Consider the following 26,158-nt stretch of genomic DNA (forward strand, 5'->3'; position numbering starts at 1 on the left):
ATATTATAGATTCACCGATAGACGGTAATCACGGTGAAAAACATCCAAAATCAAGTGATTATGTAGAATCAGGGATTCCATTTTTAATGGCAAAAGATATCAAAAATAACAAGGTTGATATAAAAAATTGTACTTTTATTTCTAAAGAAACTGCTGGGGCTTTGGATAAAGGATTTGCTAAAAATGGTGATATTTTGCTTACTCATAAAGCTACAATCGGTGAAGTAGGGATTTTAGAGGGGGTAAATACAGAATATGCCATGTTAACTCCACAAATAACTTATTATCGTATTCTAGACTTTTCAAGATTAGATAGAAATTTTTTTTCATCTGTATTAAGATCTTCAGTATTTCAAAAAAATATACACAAAATAGCTAAGCAATCTACTAGACCTTATGTAGGAATTACCGAACAACGTAAATTAACAATATATTTTCCTATAAAAATAGAAGAACAACAAAAAATCGGGTCATTCTTCAAACAGATAGATGAGACTATCGCTCTTCATCAACGTAAGTTAGACAAACTTAAACGGCTCAAACAGGGTTATTTACAACGATTGTTTCCTCAAAATGGTGAAAAAGTGCCAAGGCTCAGATTTACTAACTTTGAGAGAGATTGGAAATTGTGTGAAGTTGGAAATTCTGCATTTTTACGTGGAAGAATTGGTTTCCGTGGTTATAAAAGAACTGATCTGGTTCCACCACATCAAGGAGCTATAACATTTAGTCCTTCTGACATTGATAATGATGGCAATCTTACTATTGATGATAATGATTATATCTCGCTTGATAAATATTATGAATCTCCTGAGATCAAAGTTAAATCGGGTGATATTTTATTTACAAAAACAGCTTCAATTGGTAAGATAGCCTATGTTCATGAACTTAAGGAAAAAGCAACTATTAATCCACAGTTTGCTCTATTGACACCAAATAAAACAGTTGATAACTACTTTCTATTTCAATCTTTAAGACACCCAGATTTTTTAAAAAAAGTTAAAGGTATAACTGGAGGATCCAGTGTACAAACAATGTCTCAGGAAAAACTTAAAGATTTGGTGTTCTTTGTACCAGCTTTAGATGAGCAAATAAAAGTTTCTGATTTGCTACTCAATTTAAATAGGCGTATTCTTCTTCAACAGTCTAAAATTGCTAACTTAAAATCTATAAAACAAGCATTGTTACAAAAAATGTTCATTTAAAAAGGCGTATTATGGCGCCTTTTTATTTTAAGCTATAATTGACAAATGTCTCATAATTTTATCATTATCTTGATTTTCAAGCTCTTGAATAATATGAAGATAAGTTTCCTGGGTGGTTGACATACTTGAATGACCTAATCTTCTAGCCACACTGGCAATAGAAACGTCAGCAAATAAAAGAAGTGACGCATGCGTGTGTCTTAATCCATGGATTGAAATAGAGGGAATATTTGCTTTTGTGCATAAAACTTGAAGTCTATTGTTTACAGTAGAATTAAATATTCGTCCTTTTACAAAAATCGGTTCTTCGTTTGGAAAATTTTTGATTAATTGTGAAAATTGCATAGCGGTTTGCCAATCTAACTGTATCTTTCGCTTAGATGACTTGTTTTTAGTTGGTTGAAATTTTCCAACGGAAGACTTGTAATCCCAAGTTTTATCAATTGTTAATTTTTGATTTGAGAAATCAAAATCATCTGGTGTAATAGCTAATGCCTCAGAAAAACGTATTCCTGTTTTTAAAATCAAGAGTATAAACCAATCCCAATTAATTTCACTCGTAAGATTCATTTGTTTAACTAGTGCTTGAACTTCATATAAATTCAAAAATTTTGGTCTTTTTTTCCTCGGAGTTTTTCCTTTTATGATAATTTTTCTTGTTGGGTTTTGCATAATTAAACCATCATCTACTGCATCTAATATTGCTCCTTTAAGGTGGTGATGAAAGTCCATTGTTGTTTGTTTTTCGTGTGAAAGAGCGTAATCGTTCAATAGTTTTTGATAACTTCTACGAGTAACATCACAAACTTGTAAGTCAGGTACAAGTTTTTCCAAGTGTTGCTTACTAATATAGTATTTTTTCAATGTGATAGGGCGCACTGCACCAACTTTATAAAGCTCAATCCATTCCTCAAAATACTCCGAAAATAATTGCTTTGCTTTTTTGTTTTTTACCAAAATAAAAAATCTCCTTGATTAAATAGTTTAGAAAGCTAACTTTCCATACCTATTCTATCAAGGAGATTTTATGTTCTCAATAATTATTATATAAACATTTTTTGGAGAAGGGATTGTTTTATTGATTTTAATTTGTCAAGTTTAGACTGATGAAGAGCGATGCTGTCGTTTAGTTGTTCAAAGAATTCACCAATCTTTTGTTGTTCTTCAAAACAAGGATAGTCTACAAAAAATTCCTTCATCTCTGAAGATAAAATATGTTTTATAGTGTTACCTGTCGTTATTGTATCTAGCTTTCTTTTAGATTTATGTGTTTGGAACTGATAATTTAAGAAAAATGGATCAGTGTCCTCTTTATAATCTGTAAACATAATAAGAGCATGCGCAGCAGTTCCATCAAGCTCTGACGGGATTACTGCTGTATGGCCAACATGACCTGACTGAACCATTACAATATCTCCGGTATGCAGTAATTTATCAGCCTGTTTATTGTAAAATTCATCATTAATAAACACTTCAGTATCTCTATTAATTTCACCATTTTTAACATTATTTGATTCTAAATAGAAGTGACCACTATCAATATAATAAGGAGTAGCAGTTCCAACAAATGCATTTCTAATTTTTTTAAATACGTTACCTAACTTACGCAGTTCCCATTCATGCTCAAAGTTAGTAAATCTAACTCTTGGGACTTTTTCATCATTTTTTGGGAATAATTGCTGTAAGTATCCTTGTTTAAGCAATTTCAGTTTGTCTAACTTACGTTGATGAAGAGCGATAGTATCATCTAATTGTTTAAAGAACACACCTATTTTTTGTTGCTCTTCTAAACTTTTAGATATTACTAGTTCAGTTTTAAAAAAATCAGTTGCTGCGATATTTAATAGCCCATGATTTCTTGCACCTTCAGCAGCATGTTTTGAAACCTCTTTATACCAATTAGTGGTATCATAATATTTCTCTAAAAAATCAGTATCTATATTCGTAGGTTTGAATACAATATACAAAGTGGATAATACTCCTATGTTATAACGATTCAATCGTTTCACAGCTCCCCATGGGTAACCGTTTGAATAGGATTTGTTATAAGCAAATTCTCCATTTTTAATAAGATAATATCCGCTAACATCTCTACTAGCAACCGTTTTATTGAAAAACTCATTTTGATCTATCAATCCCTCTTGGGCTGAAATAGTAAGAGGCAATGTGGATTCTAAGTTTTTATTTTTACGTATGACTCTTTTTGTTACATCACTTAACTTACGCAGTTCCCAAGCATCTATAAACCCTTGAAATCTAAGCTCAGGAACATTTTTAGAGACATCTACTTTATTTTTTTCGACATTTAAATTATTATCACTTGTCATATCATTCTCCAAAAATTCGTTTAGTAGCTTCAATAATCTCACGACTATCATCTGTTACCGCAAGTTGATTTAACATTGAGAGGAATTCTTGTTCTGTATTACTAATCTCTTGATTAATGTCTACAATTTCTTGACTTAGCGCAATAATATCAATAGGTTCTTCTTCTTCAAAAGTATCAACATAGCGTGGAATATTAAGATTGAAATCATTTGATTCTATCTCTTCAAAACTTGCTAAATGGGCATATTTTTCAACATTCTCACGTGATTTATAAGTTCTAATAATTTTTTCAATATCACTATCTCTAAGTATGTTTTGATTTTTTTGTTTTTCAAAATCATTTGAAGCATCAATAAACAAAACGTCACGATTATCACGATTTTTCTTTAAGATAATTACTGTTGTTGGTATGCTTGTTCCATAAAAAATATTTGCAGGTAAGCCGATAACCGCATCGATTGCACTCATTTCAAGCAAGGCTTTACGAATCACACCTTCTGCTGCTCCCCGGAATAATACACCATGGGGTAAAACAATTCCCATTGTCCCAGTATCTTTCAAGTGATAGAATCCATGAAGTAAGAAAGCGAAGTCTGCTTTCGATTTAGGTGCTAATTTTCCATAACGTTCAAAACGTGCATCAGAGAGGAACTTTTCAGCCGCAGACCATTTTGCTGAGTAAGGGGGATTCATGACGACAGCATCAAACTGATGAGGCTCTTCTGTTGGCCAGTCACTATCTAGAGTATCCCCGTTTTTAAGACGCATTCTTCCTTTGTCAACACCGTGCAAAATAAGATTCATTCGTGCTAAGTTGAAAGTTGTTGTATTCAACTCTTGACCATGATAATGAATTTTATCTTTATCATGAATGTAATTACGAATATTCAACATGAGTGACCCAGACCCCATCGTTGGGTCATAGATATGAAAAGGTGCTCTACTTTCTTGACCAATTGAAGTGATTTCTGAAATAATGCGAGAAACAGCTTGAGGAGTATAAAATTCACCAGCTTTTTTTCCTGCTCCTGCTGCAAACTGACCAATCAGATACTCATAAGCATCACCTATTACGTCACCATTATGTTCGAAAAGATCTATTTCATCAAGCGCTTTAATCACTTCAGTAATCGTAACATTTCTTTGTTGGTCATTAGAGCCAAGTTTTGTTGAATTTAAATCAATATCTGCAAAGAGGTTACTGAACTGGTCCCCTTGTCGCTCCAAGCCGTTAAAGCCTGATTGCAAGTCGACCAATCTAAACTCATAAGCATCTGCCTTTTGGCGAAAATGATAAAAAAGCTGTTCGGGAGCAATGAAATAACCCCTTTGTAGACGCATAATTTCTTCAAGATCATCTTTATCTTCGTCATACCAATCTTTCAAGATTTTGAACTGTTCCTCACGCTCTGGGAACTCTGTTGTCTGACCATTTTCTTGTTCATAAACTTCACGTAGTTCAACATCTGATAGATATTTATAGAAAATTAAACCTAAGAGATAGTTTTTATACTCGCTAGCATCCATCTTTCCACGGAGAATATCCGCTGATGCCCAAAGTTGATTATTTAGTGTTGTTGACATTAAATTTCTTCTTTCTATAGTTGTAAATTTTTGATATAAGGATAAAAACTTGACTTATATACCCAATTTGATATAATTAAAGTATTAAGGCTGAGGCGTAAGCCAAGATTGCCACTTGAGGCTCGAGATTATTCTCGAGCCGATTTTTTTTACTCAGGAAACTGGTTTCTAAAGCAAGTTATAATCTTAACAAAGTTATCATTCGACATTTTATATTTGAATCTTCTTCTAAATCTGTGAATATCAATTGCCCGTGCTTGAGAAATTGCAGCAGACCGTTTTTTTCCATTGATTTCATACGTTACAAAGCGTTCATCATTTTCTCTAATCGTACTCGTTAAGGGAACTACAAAGGCGGAAATTGCGCTAATTTTTTTAATGACCAACACTGGACGTTCAAAATACTCATGTTTACCATCAATCTCACTCCCAATATTTACACCAATTGACGCCCACCATATATCCCGTTTCTTAAAAAAAATCCGTCGCTTACTTGAATTAAGTTGCTTTTGCACTTCATTCCAAGTATCAAAATTTTTAATATATTCGCTCATAACTTTTCACCTTCTATTAACTGCTGGTTAATTCCTTTTAAGAGAGCTACTTGTAATTTTTGTTTTCTTTTAAGTTGTTCCACAAGCATCAGAGAATTAATATATCCTGTACCTATTAGCTTTTGCTGTGTTAGATTAGGTAGAGAAATCGTCAATTCCTTCAAGCTATTAGTTGATAATTTAATAACTGTTGTCCCTTGCTTCATTTCAAAAATTTGCTTTCTTGATTCAAAAAGTTCATTGAACCAAAATACAAAGTATGCTCTATCAAGTTTTTCTTCGTCTGGTAATACTTTTACATAATTTGGAGAAAGAAGTAAAGGGGTTCCATGGTTTCTTACAATTGTAGCCAACTGTGTTACAGGAGAGATGACAATATCTCCCGTTAGGACACTGATGAATTTTTGTGGGAATTCTATATATCTTTCATCACCTTTTGCGTCTCCCCCCAAATACCTATCATACTCAAAGACAGCAGGACTATAAAGATAGCACAATTCTTTTTTGAGTTCCCCATCGTTGAGAGATGTGTCTTTTGGGAAAACATTACCATTTTCCATTGATACTAAATCACGAAGTTTTTTGAACATCACTCCTCCTTTTCAATAAATAGAAACCTATTGATTAATATCTTACAATAAAAAAAAGGAACTGTCAAGAAAAAAACATAAATAGACATCTATTTATGTTTTTTTCTTATTTCTATATTTCTTCTTTTAATTTTTGTAGCTCTGTAAAGACGTCTTTGAGACGACTTCCCATAACTTTTGTTCTACTTCTATATTTTTTACCAGTTTTCTCTTCAAAATCACTTTTAGATAAAGACATATTATCAACTATATTAGCTAAATATGGAATTTCTGATTTTTCTGGTCGATATTCATTAAATGCTGATTTGACAGAATCCTCTGGAAGAGCGTAGTTGCGCACCTCTTCTTGAATACGATTACTAATTTCATTTGTAAACATTTTAGCTTTAATTTCCGAGATGTCTATGTCTTCAATTGAATTTTGAATCTGACGTTTTATCTCATGATAAATAGGTTGAACCATTGGATCTTTTGACTTTATTTCTTCATCAAATTTTTCTTCAGCGCCTTCTATTTTTTCTTTAAGATTTTTTAGTAACTGATTAATGTAAAAACTGTCTACCTTATCCTGATGTATCGCATTTAACTCTGAAGAAAATTCAACATCTTGTAAGAGTTCATCAATATCTGGCTTATCGCCTTCATCAGGTTCTAGCTCAGACTTGATTTCCCCACGTAAGTTTTCTGCATCTCCACGATAATCATCTAAGTTTTTTTCAAAGCTTGTGTAACTCTCTGCTTCTTCTTCATACTCATCATAGCTTTTTAAGGCTTTATAAACCTTATCCATCTTCTGGAAGGCCTGCAGTTTATTAATCTTAGTTTTTAAATCATTAGGGCTTTCTTCCAGTTGTTTTTTTGCCGTTTCATAAGCTTTCTTCAAGTCTTTAAAGTTATTTTTTACCGCTTTATATTCAGGAGGAAGTAATTCAATCCAATCTTGAGCCTCATTTGAGAAAAGCTCAAAAGTGTCAGCAACATTTTGTTTCATTATTTCAGGTTTTCTGAAAGTAACAATCATCCCGTTATCTTTTCCCGGATAGAGACGATTAGTACGTGAAAAAGCCTGTAGAAGTTTTTGGTAGTTCATTTCTCTATCAACATATAGGGTTTGAATAGTTGGTGCATCAAAACCTGTTAAAAGTCGATCAACAACGATAACCAAATCAAGCCATTGTCCATTTTTTTGATATTGAGCTTCTTTTCTTGCTAAACGTTTATTGATATTTTGATTATAGAGCTTTTCATCTGTATAAGCAGTTTGTTGATACATTTCGCTATACTCTTTCATAATATCTAAAAGTTCATCATCTTGTTGATTCTTTTCAAGTTGATCTGGATTTGTTGAGAATGTAATTGCTACCCGAGGAAAATCTTCGTCAATAAGTCTTCTTTTTTCATCGTAATCTTTTCCAGAGAACAGAGATCCATCTTTCTTCATTTGCATTAACTTATGATAAATATTCTTTGCCTGTGCGATAGAATGCGTTGTTAAAATCGCCGACATTGTTGGGTAGCCATTTTGGACATTAAATTTTTTAACTAAACTACGTCGATTAAAAATCTTATGAAGCATTGCCTCAATGTGTTTATCTGATTGATAAACTTCATTATTTAAAAGTTTTTCCTGTTCTATAGGTTCACTTGGAACTTGTTCTGCCAATTTTTCAAGAAACGCTTCTTGCTCATCGGAAGATAATAATGAGTGGTATTCAACTTGAAAATTAAGTACTGCTTTGTCATCCATTGCATTTTTTGTTGTATAGGCATGCAAGAGATTGCCATATTGTTGTTCAGTTGTTCTCGCAAAAGTTCCATTTTCTTGTTTTTTATTTTTATCAAAAATAGGAGTTCCTGTGAGTCCAAACCAAGTTGAATTTGGAAATAATTTTCTTATTTTCTTCATTTCCTCATCACTAACAGCTCTATGCGCTTCATCAACAATAAAGACAATATGTTCACCACGTAATTTGGCAAAACGTTCTGTTCCATCCTTTTCTGTCTCTGCTTTAGCTGCTCTCATAGCCGCAGATAATTTTTGAATCGTAGTGACCAAAATTGTATTATTATTTTTCTTCGAAAGGAGACTTCTCGTTAATTGATGTTGGTTTTTTATTCCAACAATCAACGTATTAGATTTTGCAGTTCCACTTGTTTGACCAGTATGAAATTCTGATGCAAATTTTGTAAACTCATCTTGTGTTTGAGCATCAAGATCCGTTCGGTCTACTACCATGATTGTACGATCTACCCCAGTTGCATTTTGTGCCAATAACTTTGTTGCTACGAAGCTTGTAATTGTTTTCCCGGAACCAGTAGCATGCCAAATAAATCCACCTTTATGGTTTGAAGCATTTTTACGAATCTCTTTAATCGCATGGATCTGATATGGACGTAAAACCATTAAAAATTTCTGACTTTTTTGATCATCTACCAAAACAGTATATTGACTAATCAATTCATGAGCTGCTGGAATACGCAACACCTGACGAGTAAAATCAAAAAGATTATCTACTGCATCATTATCAGAAGTTCTCCAGTTAAAAAGAAACTTCTCCATTCTTCTATAGGCTTTTTCCGTATTCTCGCTTGGTCTAGCAAAATACTTTGTTTGAACCTTATTAGAGACAATAAAAATTTGTGTAGTAGCATATATCCCATCAAAAAAGCCATCTAGGGCATAGCGTTCTATTTGGCGATAAGCTTGCATATAACCATCTTTTGCAACCTCATTTTTTAGCTCAACATGGATGATGGGCAATCCATTAATCAAAAGAGTTACATCTCCTCGCGTCATTCGATCAGAATCTGGAACGATTTGATTAACAACCTCATAAGAAGAAATTCCTCCAGCCACATCCTTATTTCTGAAAAACTCTAAAGTAATTTTAGAATTATCTTCGCGTTCCAGTGTAATTTGAGCCACACCATTCTCCCCTCTTAACCATTGGGAAGCCTGAAAAGGTGTTGCAGTTAAACGGCCAAATTCCACTCTTATACGTTCAAATTCTGTATTCGTCAATTGAGTTCCAGAAAGTTGTGCCTGGTTTATTCGATTCAAGTGAACTCTAAGATTTTGCCAAAGCGCTTCTTCTGTGCGTATATCATTACGATAACGCCACTGATTTTCAGCCTCACTTAAAATATGAATAAACTGATCTTCTATTTCTTTTTCTGCAGTCATAAGTCACTCCTACCTGATTTTAACTACTTTAATTATAGCAAAATGTTCATAATAAATAATAAATTGAAAAAATATTAACTCTACTAATTTGGAACAAATCTAAATGTAGAATAAAAATGGCAAAGAGTAAAACACTAGCCGTTATAATATTATTTTTTTATAAAATACTTTTCATTTTTGGTAAACCTTATAGGAAGTAGCTTCCAAATTAAATGTCTCACTACTCACTGGACCTTCAAATATTTTAATTTTACATTCTCTTGTTTTTATATTTAAATCATAAACTCTATAAATAAAATAATTTGCATTTTTCGAAGTTGATGCTTTTATTTCGTTTCTGGACATCTCAAATCCATCTGAAAATTTACTTGTAGAAGTTTTCACTTCTATGTAACACTCTTCTCCAAGCTCATTCCAACACCGAATATCATAACCTAATCCATCTCCTTCAACTTTAGATACGTGAATCGGTAGTTTATTATTATTTTTTTGTGCCTTTTTAATAAGAAGTTCAAATACAATTGCTTCTCCGAGTGCGCCTATTTTTTGTCTTTGCTTTTGAATACTTCCAAAGTCAATTGGTTTTGCAATAATTTGGAGCTATACTATAAAAGTGGACAGAAAATTGTGTGTTATAATCTGTCTATTAAGACACAAAAATGAAAGGACTTTTATGTCAGGTTTTAAACGTTACGACGAGGATTTCAAACAATCGCTCGTTAATCTCTATCAAACTGGTAAAACACAAACTGAACTCTGTAAAGATTATGGGGTATCTTCTTCTGCACTTGCAAAATGGATTAAGCAGTACTCTCAAGTGCGTCTTGAAGATAATACGGTGTTGACTGCTAAACAGATTCAAGAATTACAAAAAAGGAATGCCCAACTAGAGGAAGAAAATCTGATCTTAAAAAAAGCGAGTGCCATATTCATGCAAAACTCCAAATGAGATTAAAAGCCGTCTATCGACTCCGATTTGAACACACGACAGTTATGCTCTGTCGTGTTTTACATGTCAATCGTTCCACCTACTATAACTTCATAAACAAGAGGCCTTCGAAGCGTGAAGTAGAAAATCAACGCTTGAGAAAATTACTCCTTGAAATTTATATGAAAGCCAAGAAAAGAATTGGAACGAGAGCTTTTAAAATCATTCTTCTGCGTGATTATGGCGTTAATATTTCTGAAGGCCGTATCTTAAGACTTCTCAAGTCTATGACACTCCCTAAAATGTCAACCATCAAACCTCGTTTTAAATCAAATAAATCTCCTGTATTTTCTTCTGGTAATCTGCTTAAACAAGAATTTAACCCGAACTCCCCGAATCAAGTTTGGACAACTGATTTCACTTATATCTCTATAGGACCTAAGCGACATGTTTATCTCTGTGCTATCCTTGACCTCTACTCAAGGAAATGTATCGCGTGGAAAGTAAGTGATAGGATTGATGCCAAACTCGCCTGTGACACCTTAGAAACAGCTATAAATAAGAGGAAGCCTAAGGAACCAATTATCTTTCATTCGGATCAAGGAAGCCAATTTAAATCAGCTTCCTTTAGAAAGTTATTAGATGAGCATCAATTGCTTGCTTCTTACTCCAAGCCTGGATATCCTTATGATAATGCCGTCACCGAGGTCTTTTTCAAGTATCTTAAACAACGAGAAATTAATCGCAGAACTTATCACTCCATTCAAGAAGTTCAACTCTCTTGCTTTGAATACATCGAACAATTTTATAACAATTATAATCCTCATTCCGCCAACAATGGTTTAACTCCAAATCAGAAAGAAGAAAATTATTTTAAGAAAATATAGCTCATTTTGTGTCTAAATATTTGACATTAGTCCAAATTTAGTTGTTTTTTTTCTTTTAGAGTGGGTTGTGTTATCTTCTTCATAGGAAATTGTAAAACCTTTTTCGACAAAAGTTTTAATTTCTTCTTCAGATATTTTTTCGTCTTCAGAGGCAGTACTTTCAGCAGGAACGCATTGGACAGCATTTACTAATTTTTCGAATTCATCAATTTTTATTTCATTCATTTCATACTGATTCCAGAAATTCGCCCAATTGTTCGATTTTTTCTTTTTACTACTCCATTTAAAACTTTCTATAAAATCGTCCCCTTGTTTTATGGGTGGTTCAATATTAAAGGAATGTGTTATCAATGCCCTTACATTTCCATCTTCATCTGGTTTAGAAATCTGTTCGACATACCCTCCAGCGTAAATCTCAAACTTCTTATCTTTCGATAGTTTACTTGGATGACGATTAAGAACAAAAGCTCCCTCTTTTAGACGATTATAACGTTTGATGTTCCAGCCATAACTTGTTTGATCATCAGCATATTTTAATTTTCCTTCTTCGATTTTACCATGATCGAGAATAAAGGCTTGTTGTTTCTCTTGCTTTTTTGGAAGAATTTTATCAATTTCAGTCATCACATCCCTTTCAAATTCATCAAAAGATTAATTTTTTGTTAGTCAGTACTATATAAATATCATTATATCAAATAAATAAACATTTTTTGTGAGATTCATAACAAATATAATCTTTTTATTAAAACAGTTAAATCTTGTAGTTTTAAAAATGATAGCAGATGTTAGTTTTATGCTAAAATTAATTAAAAATAACTTCCTGATGGGGAACTTTCATGGCTACTACTCTAAAACGTATTTTTTCTGATAAAACCTTTTTATTTACTTTCGTTCTGGCGATTCTTTCTTTAATTTTTGGAACGGTCAGAGCTTCTGATATTGATTTGAAAACCATTTTGGCTCTTTTGAGCTTGATTATTCTTATTTCTATTTTTGAAATTCTTGGTATTTTAAAATATTTTGCGGCCTTTATTATTGATAAATGTCAAAACTTGAGACAAGTGGCTTTAGTGGTGCTACTCTTGTCTTTCTTTGGTTCGATGTTTTTTACGAATGATGTGGCGATTTTAACTTTGGTGCCGATTGTTTTTAATATCAACCGAAAGGTGAAGTTACCTAAAATTGGCTTGATTAGTTTGATGACCATTTATGCCAACTTAGGTAGTGCGATTACACCTATTGGAAATCCTCAAAATTTGTATTTGGTCTCTTATTATCATTTAAAACTTTTAGACTTTTTCAAACTCTCCATACCTTTAGGATTGGTCAGTTTATTGACTTTATTTTTATGTGCCTTATTATTTTCAAAGAGAGCTGTCAGCCAGATAGAAAACAAGGCATTTTCTATCAAAAAACGAGACCTTTACTTGTTAGGATTCACGACCTTAATTGTACTTTTGGGTGTATTAGCTCTGATTCCTGTTTGGATTTCTTTAATGGCAAGCTTGGTCTGTGCTTATCTTATCGAGAAAAAAGTTTATCAAGAAGTGGATTATGGAATCATCTTAACTTTTATTAACTTCTTTATTATTGTTGGCGCGCTTGGACGCATTCCTTTGATTCATGACTGGCTTCATCAGCTAATGAATAATGACCTCACTATTTTCTTTACCTCTATCTTATCTAGTCAGGTCATCAGCAATGTTCCTGCTGCTGTCTTACTATCAAAATTTACCGGGCAACTTTCTCCTTTATACTTGGGAGTGACAATCGGTGGTTTAGGAACTCTAGTGGCTTCTTTGGCTAACTTGCTAGCCTTAAGGCAATATCAATTGAATGTTAAAGACAAATCTACCTTGAAATTTTTCGGTCTTTTTACGCTTTTAAATTTTCTTTATCTACTTGTTTTTATCGGAATTGGGATTTTATTTCTTCGATAATATTGATAAAAAAATCAAATCAGGAAATGATTTGATTTTTTATTATTAATAGTGTGCTGTAGAGTTTAAGAGCTTTAATTTTGCTTTTTTATTTTCTACTTCTATAATGCTTAATGATGTCGAGCTAAGGTCCATCTCACCATAAAGTTCTTTGTTGTTTAATAAGAGAGAAATCAGCATTCTAATCGTTATTCGATGAGAAACGATTGCGATTTTGCCTGAACGCTCCCTAAGTCCTTCTTCTTTGATAAAAACTTTTAGTCGAGCTTCTAGTTGAGCAAATGATTCACCATCTTTAGAGGGAAAGTAATTAAAGGGATGATTAAAGAAATTATTCCATTCTAGAGGGGCGAGTTTTTCAATTTCTTGATAAGTTTTTCCTTCCCACGCGCCCATAGCGATTTCACCTAGCAAATCTGATGAAGTTTTCTTTTCATCACCAAATATTATTCGAGAAGTTTCCAGAGCTCTAGGACTCGTACTTGAGTAAATATGATCAAAATAGTATTTATTAAGTTCTTTACCTAATGATGCTGCTTGCTCAACTCCTTCAACTGTCAAGTCAGAATTGAGTGAACCTTGCATTTTCTTTTCGAGATTCCACTTTGTTTGTCCATGTTGTATTAAATAAATTTCTAGCATTTTTTCACCTCAAAAATTATTTTAGTAAAATAAATAGCTTTTTTAAAATACATTTTAATTAAGCAGATATAAGTAAAAGTTATGAGTCTTGCTATCAAAAGTAATGTAGTAGATAATCTTTAATAATAAAACATAAAAAAGGACAATAGGTATTATTGTCCTTTGCATTTTAATCAGTTAACTTAGACCTATGATTCCTTTCATTTTTGTAAAAGTAACAACTTTTCAATTGTTTGAAGGACGCCACTCTCTTTATTTGATTTTGTTATGAAATCAGCTTTTTCTTTTACGATGTCAAAAGCATTATTAACGGCAAAGCTACAGCCAGCGGCTTCTAATAGTTCAATATCATTGAGTCCATCGCCGAAGGCAATTGTTTCTTCTTTCGTTACTCCAAGAATATGTTGTAGTGCTTGAACGGTGGTTCCTTTGTGGACATTATAGTTGGAAATATCAATCCATGCTGCTTCTGAGGCCACGATATAGGCTTGCGCTTCAAATTCGGACAGCTCTTTAACATTTTCAAATGCTCTCAGTTTTTGATCAAAAACGGTTATTTTTACAAAGTCTTCCTCAATATTTTGTAAATCTTCCTGCTTTTTGACAACAGCATATGACTTTCTTATTTTTTGAGCATCCTCTTCAGAGACCGTTGACTTGATATAGGCAGCGGTTGGGGTACAAGCGATAATAATATGATCTGATGCAATATTTTCTAGTTTTTCAATGATTTGAAGTCCTAACTTGTTTGGTAATAAGGATTCATAAATATATTTACCTTCATGTTTAATTCGTGTTGCACTATCGCCCAATATCCAGATATTTTTAGAAATATCGGTATCAAAGAGTTCTTCAACCCGTTCACATTGTTTACCAGTACAGGGGGCAAAAATAACATTATTCTGATCCATTATTGTCTTAACTTTCTCATAGTAAGACTGATCAAAACTACCGCTTTTGTTTAAGAAAGTACCATCTAAATCTGTAAGTACAAGTTTAATCATATTATTATCTTTCTTTTATTAGTATTTCTTTGTTCAGGAATCTGAGTTAAGAACTAGCCACTTCATTTTAAGACAGTAAATCAAATTGAAGACAAGATTTATTGCTACTTAGATCATTATAATGTGCCTTGTGCTTGGTGAGAGCTCTACAATCATGTTTCTATAGGAGGTCAAAATTATTGTTGTTCATTATAATATCAATTATTTACTCTTGAGTTTACTGCCTTAGAATGAAGTGGTTTTTACTTGTTCCTTCCACTTCATAAAGTTTTAGCCTAATTTATCAAATAAAGCATTGATAGTAGAAATTACTCCATTCTCATTATTTGATGGTGCTTGATATTTTGCTACTCGGGCCACTTGTTCACTTGCATTAGCCATAGAATAACTATAGCCTGCGAGCTCTAACATTTCTAAATCATTATTGCTATCACCAAAGGCTAGAAATTGTTCGGGCTTGATTTCCCATTGATTCAATAATTGCTTAAGTGTGTTCCCTTTGTTTACTTCGTTTGCAATCAAATCAACACTCCCATGTCCACTATATACGGCTTTTAGTTGAGAATTATTCTTTTCATTCATTAAATTAATAATCGAAAAAGCATTTTTATCCTCTAATTGAAGGGCAATTTTTACCCATTCATCATCTGGAAGGTCTTGAAATGAATCGATTTCTTTGAGTGCAAAATAGTATTTTGCTGCTTCCTTTTTCAAATCAGTGTTTTCGCTCTTGAGGATATAGGCAGATTGTACACCACAAAGAATAATTCCAACTTTGTAGGAAGTCTTTTCTAAAAGAGTCAAAGTATCCTGAATAATTGGTTTGGCAATGGTCTTTTTTATTAATAAATTTCCCTTTTCAAATACGAGTCCGCCATTTTCTGAGACAAATGTTATTTCTCGCCAAATTTCTGGGAAAAAAGAACTTATTTGAGCGTACTGATTTCCACTTGCTACCACAAACCTCACTTCTTTCGCTTTTAATTTTTTAAAGAGCTCAAGGAATGCTTCTCTGTCGTAGTCATTATTTGAATTAAGAAAGGTCCCATCCATATCCACGGCGATTGCTTTAATCATATATTATCTCCAATTTAAAAAATATATTGATTTATTTCTATTTTTCTTTTAATCTTGATTGATATTCTTCTTTTTTCTTGTTCCAATAGCGCTTGTCCTCTTCATTGATTGCTCGGATAAGCTGAGCTGGATTTCCTCCGACAATTGTATTGGCTGCAACATCTTTCGTAACTACTGCGCCCGCAGCAATGATTGAGTTTTTACCAATGGTCACTCCTGGAAGGATAGTGGCACTCCCACCAATCCATACATTATCTTCAACCGTGATAGGCAATCCAAATTCAAGTTCTTCTATTCTAATTTGAGGATCTATTGGATGACCTGCCGTATAAAAACTGACACGTGGACCCACCATAACATTATTGCCAATCTTTATTTTATTAACATCTAAGAAAATACAATCCATATTTGCATAGAAATTATTTCCAATTTCTACGTGTCGGCCATAATCCACCTGAAATGGGGGAGTTACATAAAGGTTGTCCCCTGTTTTCCCAAAAACTTGCCGTTCTAAAGCAACGATTGTTTCTTTTTCTTCAATCGGAGTATTATTGATTTTTTGGATAATCTTCTTGCCGTGGATGGATTTATTTTCTGGTAAAATATTTCCAGCAAGATATAAGTTGCCTAACAACATCTCTTGATAATCAAAATCAACTTCCAAAGCTCCTTACCCACTCTCTATTTTTTATGTTCTTCATCTAGCGTTGTCGTGAGTTCAATCAAATTCCCTTCAGGATCTTGAATAACTGCTTCATAATAGCCATCCCCCGTAGTACGAGGGCCGTTGAGTAATGGATATCCATCTTTTACAAATCTTTCAGCATATTTATCTACTGCTTGTTTATCACCTACTGCAATGGCGATGTGGGCATATCCTAAACTCTCAGCAATTCTATTTGATAAGAATTTTTTTGTTGTGACTTCCATTCGACTTCCTGAGTCAAAGGTTAAAAAGTAAGATTTGAAGCTTGTTTTTTGATTATGGTATAAATCACTTGAAGTGACATTAAAATATTTTTCATAAAAAGCTTTTATTTTTTCAATATCCTCAGCATAAATCGCTACGTGTTCGATGTGCATTCTGTTTCTCCATTTTCTAGCTAGCTTTATCCAATTGCTGGATAATCTTTTAAAAATAGTGGTATAATGATTCTAATGGCAATGATTGCTCCTTTTATTAAGAATAATAAGAGCAGGCCGATTTTTTTAAATAAACTTTATTAACAAACTTTAATAAGTTGATTTCATTATATCTTTTTTATCAAAATTAGTAAAGCGTTTTTATTTTGAAAAATGATCATATAAGGAGAATTATGAAAGCCTATAAACCTAAAAATATCAAAGAACACAATAAGGAACTAATTTCTGATTACATTAAAAATGCTCATTTACCACTTACAATTCGTCAAATATCAGACGGGACTCAACTAAGTGTTGTTACAATTAATAAACTTATTGTGGAACTGATTGAAAGTGATACCATTAAATCTCTTGATAAACATGCTAAAACTGGCGGTCGCTTCGCAACAGCCTATGAATTTAATACTACTAAAGAATTAATACTAATCCTTCAATTTATCGAAAATGATAAAAATTTAGTGGTCAATTATCATATTGTCGATCTTCTGGGAAATGTCATTGAACAAAAAAATTTAAAGACTAATAATTTAGACGAACTTCTGCTTAATATTAATCATTTTAGAAGTGTTTTTCCTCAAATCGTTTTAATTACTTGTGGTATTACTGGAGTTGAGATTGATGGAGAATTACGAATTATGGATTTTTCACCGCTTAAAAATATTAATCTCGCTAAAGAAATTAGAGATTCAACTCAGATTGAAACCATTATTGAAAATGATATTAACGCCGCTACACTAGGTTATGCTTTAGAGGATAATGAGGTTTTATCAGGCGTTTATTTTCCAGAAAAATTTCCGCCGGGTTCTTCTTTAATTATTAATCAAACTATTTTTAAAGGAAGCAATAATATTAGTGGGGAAATAAAATATCTTCCTACTTTTAGAAATGCTGAATTTCCATTGAGTCAAAACGAGATTTATCTAAAAGTATTTGATTCGATTCAAACAATTATCGCAATGTATGCCCCTCATCAATTAATCATCTTTATTCCTCAGGTTTGGGAGAAACTCTTAAATATAGACAAGATAAAGGATGAACTCAGAGAGATTTTTCCTAAAGGAACTCTTCCGCAAATGGAATTTTCTTCCAACTTCTCTAGTTTATATTTGGCAGGCTTAATTAAGTTGTCTTTGAGAAACTAAGGTTTTCTAAAGAAAGAGACAATTGATTTAGTCAACAAAAAAACATTAGGTATTTCCTAATGTTTTTTACTATTTAGAAATTATGATTTATTTTGTTCAGCAAATAGTTTGCCCATTTTTTTCAGTACTTTTGGTGCATCTTCTTTTGCCAAAATTAACTCAATCCAGTACATTCTATTTGGATCTGCTTGAGCTTCTTTCATGACAGACACAAATTCATTTTCAGTTCTAACGATTTTTGAGACTACTCGATCTTCTGTTGCCCCAAATGATTCTGGTAATTTTGAGTAATTCCACATTGGAATATCATTGTAGCTTTGATTTGGTCCATGAATTTCTCTTTCGACTGTATAACCATCATTATTGATAATAAAGCAAATTGGATTAATTTTTTCTCTAATTGCTAATCCTAATTCTTGCACAGTAAGTTGAAGTGAACCATCACCAATAAATAAAAGGTGTCTGCTTTCTTTATCTGCAATTTGGCTTCCTAATGCTGCTGGGAAAGTATATCCAATTGATCCCCATAAGGGCTGACCAATAAAATGACTCTTTGGTTTTAAGAAAATTGATGATGCGCCAAAGAATGATGTTCCTTGTTCAGCAACGATTGTTTCATTGCTTTGAGTTAGGTTTTCAACTGCTTGCCATAGGCGGTCTTGTGATAAAAGCGCATTTGATGGAACAAAGTTTTCTTGCTTTTTATCAATATATTTTCCTTTGTATTCTATTTCGCTTAGGTTTAAGAGAGAGGAGATGAGGGATTCAAAATCAAAATTTTGGATGCTTTCGTTAAATATTTTTCCTTCATTTATATTCAGTGAAATCATTTTATTTTCATTTAAATGATGAGTGAAGGCTCCTGTTGAAGAGTCTGTGAGTTTAACTCCAAGCATCAGGATGAAGTCGGCTGATTCCACGAATTCTTTAAGATTAGGCTCTGAGAGTTTACCATTATAGATTCCTAAAAATGAAGGGAGAGTTTCATCAACTGAACTTTTTCCAAAGTTTAATGTCGTAATAGGGAGTTTTGTCTTTGAAATAAATTGAGTGACTGTTTTTTCTAAGCCAAAACTAATTATTTCATGTCCTGTAATCACGATTGGTTTTTTGGCATTTTTCAAGCTTTCTTGAATTTTATTCAAAATCTCTTGGTCACTTGTATTTGAAGTTGGATTTTCTTTTTTCAAAGGGAGTGAGGGTTTCTCTGCTTTTGCAGCAGCAACATCAACTGGTAAGTCGATATAGACAGGTTTTCTTTCTTTTAATAGTGCAGAAAGTACTCGATCAATTTCAACGGTTGCATTTTCTGCTGTCAGTAAAGTTCGAGCTGCTGTAACAGGTTCGTGCATTTTCATAAAGTGTTTAAAATCGCCGTCAGCCAGCGTATGATGAACAAATTTTCCTTCATTTTGGACTTTTGATGTAGGTGATCCCACTATTTCTACTACTGGTAAATTTTCGGCGTAGCTTCCTGCTAATCCATTAACTGCACTCAATTCACCTACTCCAAAGGTTGTAAGAAATGCGGCAGCTTTTTTAGTACGAGCATAGCCATCAGCCATATATGAAGCATTTAATTCATTAGCATTTCCGACCCATTTCATATCCTTGCGGGAAATAATTTGATCTAAAAATTGTAAGTTATAGTCTCCAGGGACTCCAAATATTTCTTCAATTCCTAACTCGTGTAATCGGTCTAATAGGTAATCTCCTACTGTATACATCGCATTCCTCCATATTTTATTATATATTGGTCAATCAACTTGACATTTATAGAATAACGCTTTTCTTTAAATAAGTCAACGATATTGACTTATTTAAATTATCAAGTATAATAGACTAATAAAAGGAGTGGGTTATGACTAAAGAAAACTCAGAAGTAAACGATAACTTAAATTTTACTAGAGATTTGGCTTTATTTTACTTCGGATACCGTGCATTTATTAAACAAGAGGACGACCTAGTACTTTCTTACGGAATTCGTCAAGTGCATCGACGAATTATATTTTTCATTGGAAGACTTCCTGGCTTGACCGTTAATGAATTACTTGAAGTGCTTGATATTTCTAAACAAGCTTTGAACGGTCCTATGAATGATTTGAAAGAAAAAGAATTGGTTCATTTCAAGCCAAATGAAAATGACAAAAGAATCAAACAGCTTTATCTGACCGAACAAGGAAACATGTTAGATGAACGTATGAATGAAAATCAAATCAATAAAATGAAGCAATATTTTAGTGAATCTGGCGATAAAGAGGGCAGTTTTTGGACTAAGGTCATGGAATTATATGCCAATGAAATTGGTGAAAAATATGTCAATCGTTTATAAGGTCTTAATCAGACTTCTATCAATTACAAGTGAAAGTTAAATAGACATCAATGAATACACATCAGCTTGAAATTTTTTATCATGTCGCAAAATTTCAGTCAATATCAAAGGCAGCCGAGGCACTTTATATCAGTCAGCCAGCTGTCAGTAGCCAAATCAAAAAACTTGAGTCTGCTTATGGCGTTCACCTAATCGAAAAAAATGGTCAGGGAATCCAGCTGACAGCTCTTGGAATTCAGCTTTATGAAATTATTCGCTCCTTTTTTGAGAACGCAATTGTTTCCGCAGAATCGCTCTTAAAAAATTCTTCTGTTCTCCGGATTTCAGGAAATTTTTTAATGACAAATTTTGTGATTCCTCAAATTTTCGAGCATGAAACTAATCAGGCTAACATAATTATCAAAAGCACTTCTTCTTTTAATGCGCTGACAGAATTGAAAAATGGTTACTGTGATTTGGCACTTATTAGTGCTTCTAGTCAGCCCGTTCTGTCAGCAGATATTTCGGTCAAAAAAATCTTTGATGACGAAATTATTTCTGTCAGTAAAAATCCACTAGAAAGAGAAGTCACTTCTCTTATTGTCAGTAAAAGTAAAATTGATGTTTACAAAATATTAGTAAAAAATAATCCATTATATTCACATTTACCTTATACTGCAGTTGAGTCAACTCAAGATGCCCTCTCAAATATTAATATTAATAAAAATAGTGCAACTTTCATTTCTGCTCGTTTTCTAAAATATTTTGAAAAAGATTATAACTATCGCTATACTGGAGTTAAAAATGGTTTTTATGCCCTCTATAAATCAAATAATTTTCATACCGATGAGATTTTAAAGCTTATCGAAATGATAAAGTCTTCTACTAAAGAAATAAAAAAACAATCAACTACTGAGTTGATTGTTTTCATTATTAGATATAACGTTTCAAAAAGTTCAAAAGATTAGGCCAAATGTCATCAATATAAGCCTCTCCATGTCGTGAACCGCTAAGTAGGCAAGTTTCTACGGGAATTTGCTCTTGTCGCAATAGTTCTGCTAATTTTTGATGTTCATAAGCAGGAACAAGCTCATTCATTGAGTTGCAAAGCAAGCCCGGTCCACTCTTTTTAGTTACTTTAGAAAAAATAGAGGCCTTTTCTAAACTATCGTCATTTATTGACGTCAGTAAGTTTTCGATAATCCACTTATAGTAAGAATCATTGGCTCCTGCTTGGTCAATCTTCTTACTGGGTAAGTCTGGAGCAATGATTAATTGTTTAGGAATCGTTTCCTTATGATTTTCATAGAATCCCTTTAAATCTAAAAGTCCTGACAGGCTGACAAAGGGGCGACCTTTTGTCAATCCCAAATAAGCAGCTAAATGTCCACCTGTTGAGCCACCAATAAAAGCGATGTTATCAGCCTTGAAATCTGGGATATTTTTAAGAAGCCAAGTGTAGGCGGCTTCAACATCCTCATCTTGGGTTGGAAAAAGATTTTTAGCTTGTATGGCCAAACGATAATTCAGAGCTGCAACCTGATAACCTTCAGCAGCTAATCCTGTGGCACCTTCTTTTTCTTTACCTTTGTCTCCTTGCCACCAACCGCCGCCATGAATCAATACTAAAGTTTTTCCGTTCCATTCCTTTGGTTGATAGAGGTCAAGCGCTTGTAATTCATCTTCACCATAATTAAAAGTTTTCATCTTATTTCCTCCTAAATAAATTGTATTTTCTAATTTAACTATCACAAGACCTCCCCAAAGTTAGTTTGAGAAGGTCATTTTGTTTCTTAATTTCGTTTGTAAATAGATTATTTGTTTAATTTGAAGTACAAATCAGCAATATTTCCTGTAAAATCATAAGGTTTTTCATCGATAAGAACTTCAACTACTTTTGCAGAATCATCAATTGCTGGAATTTCAAGATTTTGTTGACGAATAAAGTCATTAGCATCAATAAATTCTTTGTTCAATGTGCGACCATCCAAAGTTTTAAATGTAATTTTCATTTTATTACCTCTTTCTAATCGATTATATTCCTAAAAAATGATGGAGTCAAATAATTACGAATATCTGGTTTGGAGAGAATATCCAACTAAATCTATAAGAAAATTATCGATAAGTTCTTGTGAAAATCTTAATTTTGGCTGTCATTTTGAAAAGGCATTCAAAAATGATAAAATATACTTAATATATTCAAGGAGGGATTATAATGGCAAGAGCTCAATCCAAAGAGGAATTAATTACTTTTTCTGAAGAAAGTTGGCAGAAATTATGTTCACTAATCAATTCACTAAACGAAGAAACAAAAAATGCAAATTTTACTTTTAATGATGAAGATAAAAAAGAAAAGCATTGGGCAAGAGATAAAAATCTAAGAGACGTCATGGTTCATCTCTATGAGTGGCATCAGTTATTAATCAACTTTGTCGAAAAAAATAAAAGAGGAGAGAAAACGTCCTTTCTGCCCTCTCCTTATAATTGGAAAAATTATGGTGAAATGAATGATAATTTTCAAATAAATGGGCAAAAAAAATCATTATCTGAGATAACACAACAACTTTCTGAAAGCCATATGAAGCTAATCACCCTCATTGAAAATTTTTCAAACAAAGAACTGTTCACCAAAAAATATTTTGATTGGACAGGTTCAACTAGTCTGGGGCAATATTTTCAGTCTTCTATGTCATCGCATTACGAGTGGGCTTATAAAAAAATTAAATTACACAAAAAAACCTCAGAACTATGAGGTTTTTTATCTTTATTATTAGTTTCTTGAATTTAATCATTTCTGTCAGTAAATTTTACTGACAAGAACAGTCCTGACAGTCTTCTTCACATCCAAGATTTTGAAAACTTAAGCCCGTGATTTCTGTCAAGTCTTCCACCGTTGGATAGTCACCAATCAATGTGATTTCTCCATCTACAAGGGTCAGAGGTAAAACATCCTTTTTTTCCAACATCTGTGTCACTTGAGGATAGTTTTGAAAAATTTCTGACTGATTTTTTAAATTGTAACGTGCCATTTGCAAGTCTTCACCACATTTAAAAGTGGCAAAAACTTGGGTTAATGTCATCATTTCATTACTAAATTCGGGAATATCTTCCTCAAAAAGTTCAATTTTCATCTTAATGTCCTGTCTTTTGTCATTAAAATTATTATATCAAAAGAGCAGGTCAAATTCACTAACGGAGACGCCAAGGAATAAAGGTCCGAATATCTTCGTTATTATAACCTATAAGTAAACGACGGTCATCAAAAGTAATTGGTGAACGTAATAATTGCTGATTTTTCAAAATAAATTGAATCATTTGCTCCGTCGAAATTTGGTCCATATCACAAGAACTTCTTAATTCTGAATAAAGTTTGGGTGCTTTTGATTCAGAAACAATAATTTCTTCAAAACCTTTATTTGAAAGCTCTAAAACTCTGACAATATCTTCTTTACACAATGACGTTTTGGAAATGACAACATAAGGAATATTTCGCTTTTTAAACCAACTGGTAACGCGCTCAGCTGACTGGTTTGAACTTGATTTTTGGTAGATTTTAATCATCTTCACGCTCCTCTCCTTTATAAAATCTATTGTAACTCATTTTTGCGATTAAAAATTCAGACTTGAGATGTATTTCTTAATTATAATTTATTTTTGTCAGTAAATTTTTAGAATATTTTTACTGACAGATTCTGTCAGTAATTTTTGTCCCAAAAAAGCCCTTGGTCAGTAAAACCAAGGCCTTATATTAGGAAATTCCGTCAATTTTAATTTCAACTAATCCTCTGACAGCATTTGTCATATAAAAACGGTCGTAAGTTTTCAAATCAGAAATCGCAATATCTTTATATATTAGCGTATGATTTTTCGCAAATAAATCTAAAAAAGTTCCTTTTAGGGCATATTTGGCTGGCGTTTCGTACTGATTCCCCTTTTTTGCCACAAAATTTCCGATTGATAATTCACTGACCAAACCATCTGTATGAAATAGAATATCTTGAAACCCTTCTTTTTTCGCTTCTAAGACTTCCTGACGAAAGACCTTTTGAAAATCTGGGCCTGAAAGTTTAAAGTTAGACAAAAGACTAGGTTTGTCATTAATTGACGACAGTTTAACTCGATAGACCTCATTTGAATGCGTCAGCTGACGAATCTCAGGGTTCAAAGTATCTCCGTCAGTACTGACACGTAAAACTCCGTCAGTAACATTTTGGGCAAATATTCTCAATTTTTCTTCCAAATCTGGATGATGGTATTGTTTTTTCAAGCGATTGACATGACCCTCTAAATTTAACAATTCACCATTTTTAACAAGACCTGTTGTAAATAAAATACTTGGAACATCTTTCAGGCCTAAAATATCTAAAAAGGGTTTTGCTTTTAGTAAGATCTCTGAAAACTCTGCTTCTGCTTCGCTCTCGAACGTAATTCCACCGCCTACACCAAGCTGATAATGCTCACCGTCATGAACTAATGTCCGAATCACGATGTTCATATCCAAATCCATTTCTCGACTTAACCAACCCTGCATCCCTGTATAAATTCCTCTAGGTTGTTTTTCAACTTCCTTAATAATCTCCATTGCCCGCTTCTTAGGTGTACCTGTGATTGACCCTCCCGGGAATAAAGTCGTCATAAATTCTGAAAAAGTCAAATCTTCTTTAATTCTACTTTTTATTGAAGTCACCAGTTGATGAACATGAGAAAAAGTTTCAATTTCTGCAAATTTAGGGACTGACAAAGAAAAAGGTTGGCTAATTCGGGCAATATCATTACGCAATAAATCCGTCACCATCAGTAACTCAGTCCGTTCTTTACTACTGTTGGAAAGTATTTCCTTTTGTAATCTATCAGTTACAACATCTTCTCCTCTGGCAATTGTTCCTTTAATTGGTTTTGAAATTAATGCTCCATCATGAATAGAAACAAAGCGTTCCACAGAACTTGATATTTGCGTCATTTTCCATTCAGGATATTGTAAAAATGATGAGAAAGGAGCAGGAATTTGTTTCCTTGTTTTCTTAAAAACATCAATAGGTTTTTGATCGGACCAAATTTCAAATTGTTGCGTCAAATTGGCAACATAAATATCGCCGGCCTTCATATAGTCTTGTAATTTTTTTATTGAAGCAATATATTCTTGCCTCGTTTGGTCAATAAAAACAGCTCCTATGCCATTCTGACCATCAAACTCAATCTCTGAATCCACTTCAATTTCTTCCGATTCAGTCAGCCAATATTGGCCATCAGTTTGTTCAAATTGCACGACACGTAACAGTTTTGTTCTATGGTCAAAAAGTAAAACTTCATCATAAACTGCAAAACAAGCCGGATCTTGCTCATAACTTACAAAACCCAATAATTCTGGATAAAAAGGCCAATTTTTAGGCCGTTCAACTCTCTCATCCTTCAGCAAATCTACCGCATCTAAAAAACTCAACTTCTTTTTTTCACCATTAAAAAACACTTGCCCCTTATATTTTGAAACCTTTTTATAAGGTTTATGAGCTAAAATACTATAATGCTCCTTTTCGGTCACTTGACTACTATGTAAAAAAACAATTTCTTCATCTGACCGATAATATTTTAGGAAAATTTTCCAAATATCCGTATTTTTTATTATAAATTCATTCAAAAGA

Annotated in this window: 25 protein-coding genes and 1 pseudogene; 7 read left to right on the top strand and 19 right to left on the bottom strand. The window is 32.9% G+C overall.

The genetic code is table 11. The annotated features are described in order from the left end of the window. The first annotated feature begins 17 nt into the window (after window positions 1-17). Complete coding sequence (locus ACRYLU_RS06400) at window positions 18-1,205, top strand: restriction endonuclease subunit S (protein WP_445081379.1); 1,188 nt, start codon at window positions 18-20, stop codon at window positions 1,203-1,205. A gap of 27 nt (window positions 1,206-1,232) precedes the next feature. On the opposite strand, the gene ACRYLU_RS06405 is transcribed toward ACRYLU_RS06400, so the two are convergent. The 7 genes from ACRYLU_RS06405 to ACRYLU_RS06435 form a co-directional block, all read right to left on the bottom strand. Then, a complete protein-coding gene (locus ACRYLU_RS06405) occupies window positions 1,233-2,162 on the bottom strand; it encodes a tyrosine-type recombinase/integrase (RefSeq protein WP_445080785.1) in 930 nt (309 codons plus the stop codon). Window positions 2,163-2,248: 86 nt separating this feature from the next. Then, window positions 2,249-3,532 (bottom strand): restriction endonuclease subunit S, encoded by a 1,284-nt coding sequence (locus tag ACRYLU_RS06410; RefSeq protein WP_445080786.1) that lies wholly within the window; start codon window positions 3,530-3,532, stop codon window positions 2,249-2,251. Window position 3,533: 1 nt separating this feature from the next. Further along, a complete protein-coding gene (locus ACRYLU_RS06415; protein WP_445080787.1) occupies window positions 3,534-5,117 on the bottom strand; it encodes a type I restriction-modification system subunit M in 1,584 nt (527 codons plus the stop codon). A gap of 149 nt (window positions 5,118-5,266) precedes the next feature. Further along, window positions 5,267-5,671, bottom strand: coding sequence for a type II toxin-antitoxin system PemK/MazF family toxin (locus ACRYLU_RS06420; protein WP_445080788.1), 405 nt, complete (start codon window positions 5,669-5,671; stop codon window positions 5,267-5,269). After that, complete coding sequence (locus ACRYLU_RS06425; protein WP_445080789.1) at window positions 5,668-6,261, bottom strand: restriction endonuclease subunit S; 594 nt, start codon at window positions 6,259-6,261, stop codon at window positions 5,668-5,670. The genes ACRYLU_RS06420 and ACRYLU_RS06425 overlap by 4 nt, the downstream gene beginning before the upstream one ends. A 112-nt stretch (window positions 6,262-6,373) precedes the next feature. After that, on the bottom strand, window positions 6,374-9,445 hold the full coding sequence (locus tag ACRYLU_RS06430; protein WP_445080790.1) for a type I restriction endonuclease subunit R: 3,072 nt from the start codon (window positions 9,443-9,445) through the stop codon (window positions 6,374-6,376). 171 nt (window positions 9,446-9,616) lie between these two features. Beyond that, window positions 9,617-10,039 carry a DUF3883 domain-containing protein gene (locus ACRYLU_RS06435; protein WP_445081380.1) on the bottom strand — a complete coding sequence of 141 codons (423 nt, stop codon included), beginning with the start codon at window positions 10,037-10,039 and terminating at the stop codon, window positions 9,617-9,619. Window positions 10,040-10,118: 79 nt separating this feature from the next. Here ACRYLU_RS06435 and ACRYLU_RS06440 point away from each other — a divergent pair. Beyond that, window positions 10,119-11,276, top strand: a pseudogene (locus ACRYLU_RS06440) (IS3 family transposase). Here the strand turns inward: ACRYLU_RS06440 and ACRYLU_RS06445 are convergent. Next, window positions 11,273-11,884 carry a hypothetical protein gene (locus ACRYLU_RS06445; RefSeq protein WP_445080791.1) on the bottom strand — a complete coding sequence of 204 codons (612 nt, stop codon included), beginning with the start codon at window positions 11,882-11,884 and terminating at the stop codon, window positions 11,273-11,275. The pseudogene ACRYLU_RS06440 and the gene ACRYLU_RS06445 sit on opposite strands and share 4 nt — an antisense overlap. 212 nt (window positions 11,885-12,096) lie before the next feature. Here ACRYLU_RS06445 and ACRYLU_RS06450 point away from each other — a divergent pair, with 212 nt between their 5' ends. Then, window positions 12,097-13,200 carry an SLC13 family permease gene (locus tag ACRYLU_RS06450; protein ID WP_260310368.1) on the top strand — a complete coding sequence of 368 codons (1,104 nt, stop codon included), beginning with the start codon at window positions 12,097-12,099 and terminating at the stop codon, window positions 13,198-13,200. 45 nt (window positions 13,201-13,245) lie between these two features. On the opposite strand, the gene ACRYLU_RS06455 is transcribed toward ACRYLU_RS06450, so the two are convergent. The 5 genes from ACRYLU_RS06455 to ACRYLU_RS06475 form a co-directional block, all read right to left on the bottom strand. After that, window positions 13,246-13,842: a histidine phosphatase family protein gene (locus ACRYLU_RS06455; RefSeq protein ID WP_260310369.1), complete on the bottom strand. Its 597-nt coding sequence runs from the start codon at window positions 13,840-13,842 to the stop codon at window positions 13,246-13,248. 200 nt (window positions 13,843-14,042) lie between these two features. Next, window positions 14,043-14,846 carry an HAD family hydrolase gene (locus tag ACRYLU_RS06460; protein WP_311866590.1) on the bottom strand — a complete coding sequence of 268 codons (804 nt, stop codon included), beginning with the start codon at window positions 14,844-14,846 and terminating at the stop codon, window positions 14,043-14,045. A 270-nt stretch (window positions 14,847-15,116) separates the two neighbouring features. Next, window positions 15,117-15,923 carry a Cof-type HAD-IIB family hydrolase gene (locus ACRYLU_RS06465; protein ID WP_445080792.1) on the bottom strand — a complete coding sequence of 269 codons (807 nt, stop codon included), beginning with the start codon at window positions 15,921-15,923 and terminating at the stop codon, window positions 15,117-15,119. A 37-nt stretch (window positions 15,924-15,960) separates the two neighbouring features. After that, complete coding sequence (locus ACRYLU_RS06470; RefSeq protein ID WP_032948019.1) at window positions 15,961-16,560, bottom strand: sugar O-acetyltransferase; 600 nt, start codon at window positions 16,558-16,560, stop codon at window positions 15,961-15,963. Window positions 16,561-16,604: 44 nt separating this feature from the next. Then, window positions 16,605-17,006, bottom strand: a complete 402-nt coding sequence (locus ACRYLU_RS06475; RefSeq protein WP_015426543.1) for a VOC family protein — start codon at window positions 17,004-17,006, stop codon at window positions 16,605-16,607. A 233-nt stretch (window positions 17,007-17,239) separates the two neighbouring features. On the opposite strand from ACRYLU_RS06475, the gene ACRYLU_RS06480 reads away from it, so the two are divergent. Beyond that, window positions 17,240-18,208: an ROK family protein gene (locus ACRYLU_RS06480; RefSeq protein ID WP_095586305.1), complete on the top strand. Its 969-nt coding sequence runs from the start codon at window positions 17,240-17,242 to the stop codon at window positions 18,206-18,208. A gap of 80 nt (window positions 18,209-18,288) precedes the next feature. Here ACRYLU_RS06480 and ACRYLU_RS06485 read toward each other — a convergent pair whose 3' ends face one another. Continuing rightward, window positions 18,289-19,935 (bottom strand): alpha-keto acid decarboxylase family protein, encoded by a 1,647-nt coding sequence (locus ACRYLU_RS06485; RefSeq protein ID WP_260310372.1) that lies wholly within the window; start codon window positions 19,933-19,935, stop codon window positions 18,289-18,291. Between the two features lie 134 nt (window positions 19,936-20,069). Between ACRYLU_RS06485 and ACRYLU_RS06490 the strand changes: the two genes are divergently transcribed. Then, a complete protein-coding gene (locus tag ACRYLU_RS06490) occupies window positions 20,070-20,540 on the top strand; it encodes a MarR family winged helix-turn-helix transcriptional regulator (RefSeq protein WP_081199790.1) in 471 nt (156 codons plus the stop codon). A gap of 50 nt (window positions 20,541-20,590) precedes the next feature. Continuing rightward, window positions 20,591-21,487 (top strand): LysR family transcriptional regulator, encoded by an 897-nt coding sequence (locus ACRYLU_RS06495; protein ID WP_445080793.1) that lies wholly within the window; start codon window positions 20,591-20,593, stop codon window positions 21,485-21,487. On the opposite strand, the gene ACRYLU_RS06500 is transcribed toward ACRYLU_RS06495, so the two are convergent. Next, window positions 21,453-22,226 (bottom strand): alpha/beta hydrolase, encoded by a 774-nt coding sequence (locus tag ACRYLU_RS06500; protein WP_256293863.1) that lies wholly within the window; start codon window positions 22,224-22,226, stop codon window positions 21,453-21,455. The genes ACRYLU_RS06495 and ACRYLU_RS06500 overlap by 35 nt on opposite strands. 107 nt (window positions 22,227-22,333) lie before the next feature. Then, window positions 22,334-22,531, bottom strand: a complete 198-nt coding sequence (locus ACRYLU_RS06505; RefSeq protein ID WP_012897925.1) for a hypothetical protein — start codon at window positions 22,529-22,531, stop codon at window positions 22,334-22,336. A gap of 203 nt (window positions 22,532-22,734) precedes the next feature. Here ACRYLU_RS06505 and ACRYLU_RS06510 point away from each other — a divergent pair, with 203 nt between their 5' ends. Then, window positions 22,735-23,271, top strand: coding sequence for a ClbS/DfsB family four-helix bundle protein (locus ACRYLU_RS06510; protein ID WP_256293864.1), 537 nt, complete (start codon window positions 22,735-22,737; stop codon window positions 23,269-23,271). Between the two features lie 55 nt (window positions 23,272-23,326). Here the strand turns inward: ACRYLU_RS06510 and ACRYLU_RS06515 are convergent, their stop codons facing one another. The 3 genes from ACRYLU_RS06515 to pabB all read right to left on the bottom strand — a co-directional run bounded on the left by ACRYLU_RS06515 (window position 23,327) and on the right by pabB (window position 26,154). Next, window positions 23,327-23,650: an arsenic metallochaperone ArsD family protein gene (locus ACRYLU_RS06515; protein WP_015426557.1), complete on the bottom strand. Its 324-nt coding sequence runs from the start codon at window positions 23,648-23,650 to the stop codon at window positions 23,327-23,329. Window positions 23,651-23,708: 58 nt separating this feature from the next. Then, complete coding sequence (locus ACRYLU_RS06520; RefSeq protein WP_017864571.1) at window positions 23,709-24,080, bottom strand: ArsC/Spx/MgsR family protein; 372 nt, start codon at window positions 24,078-24,080, stop codon at window positions 23,709-23,711. A gap of 187 nt (window positions 24,081-24,267) precedes the next feature. After that, window positions 24,268-26,154, bottom strand: coding sequence for an aminodeoxychorismate synthase component I (gene pabB / locus ACRYLU_RS06525; protein ID WP_445080794.1), 1,887 nt, complete (start codon window positions 26,152-26,154; stop codon window positions 24,268-24,270). Window positions 26,155-26,158 lie beyond the last annotated feature (4 nt).

The sequence above is a fragment of the Lactococcus sp. KTH0-1S genome (assembly GCF_052544945.1).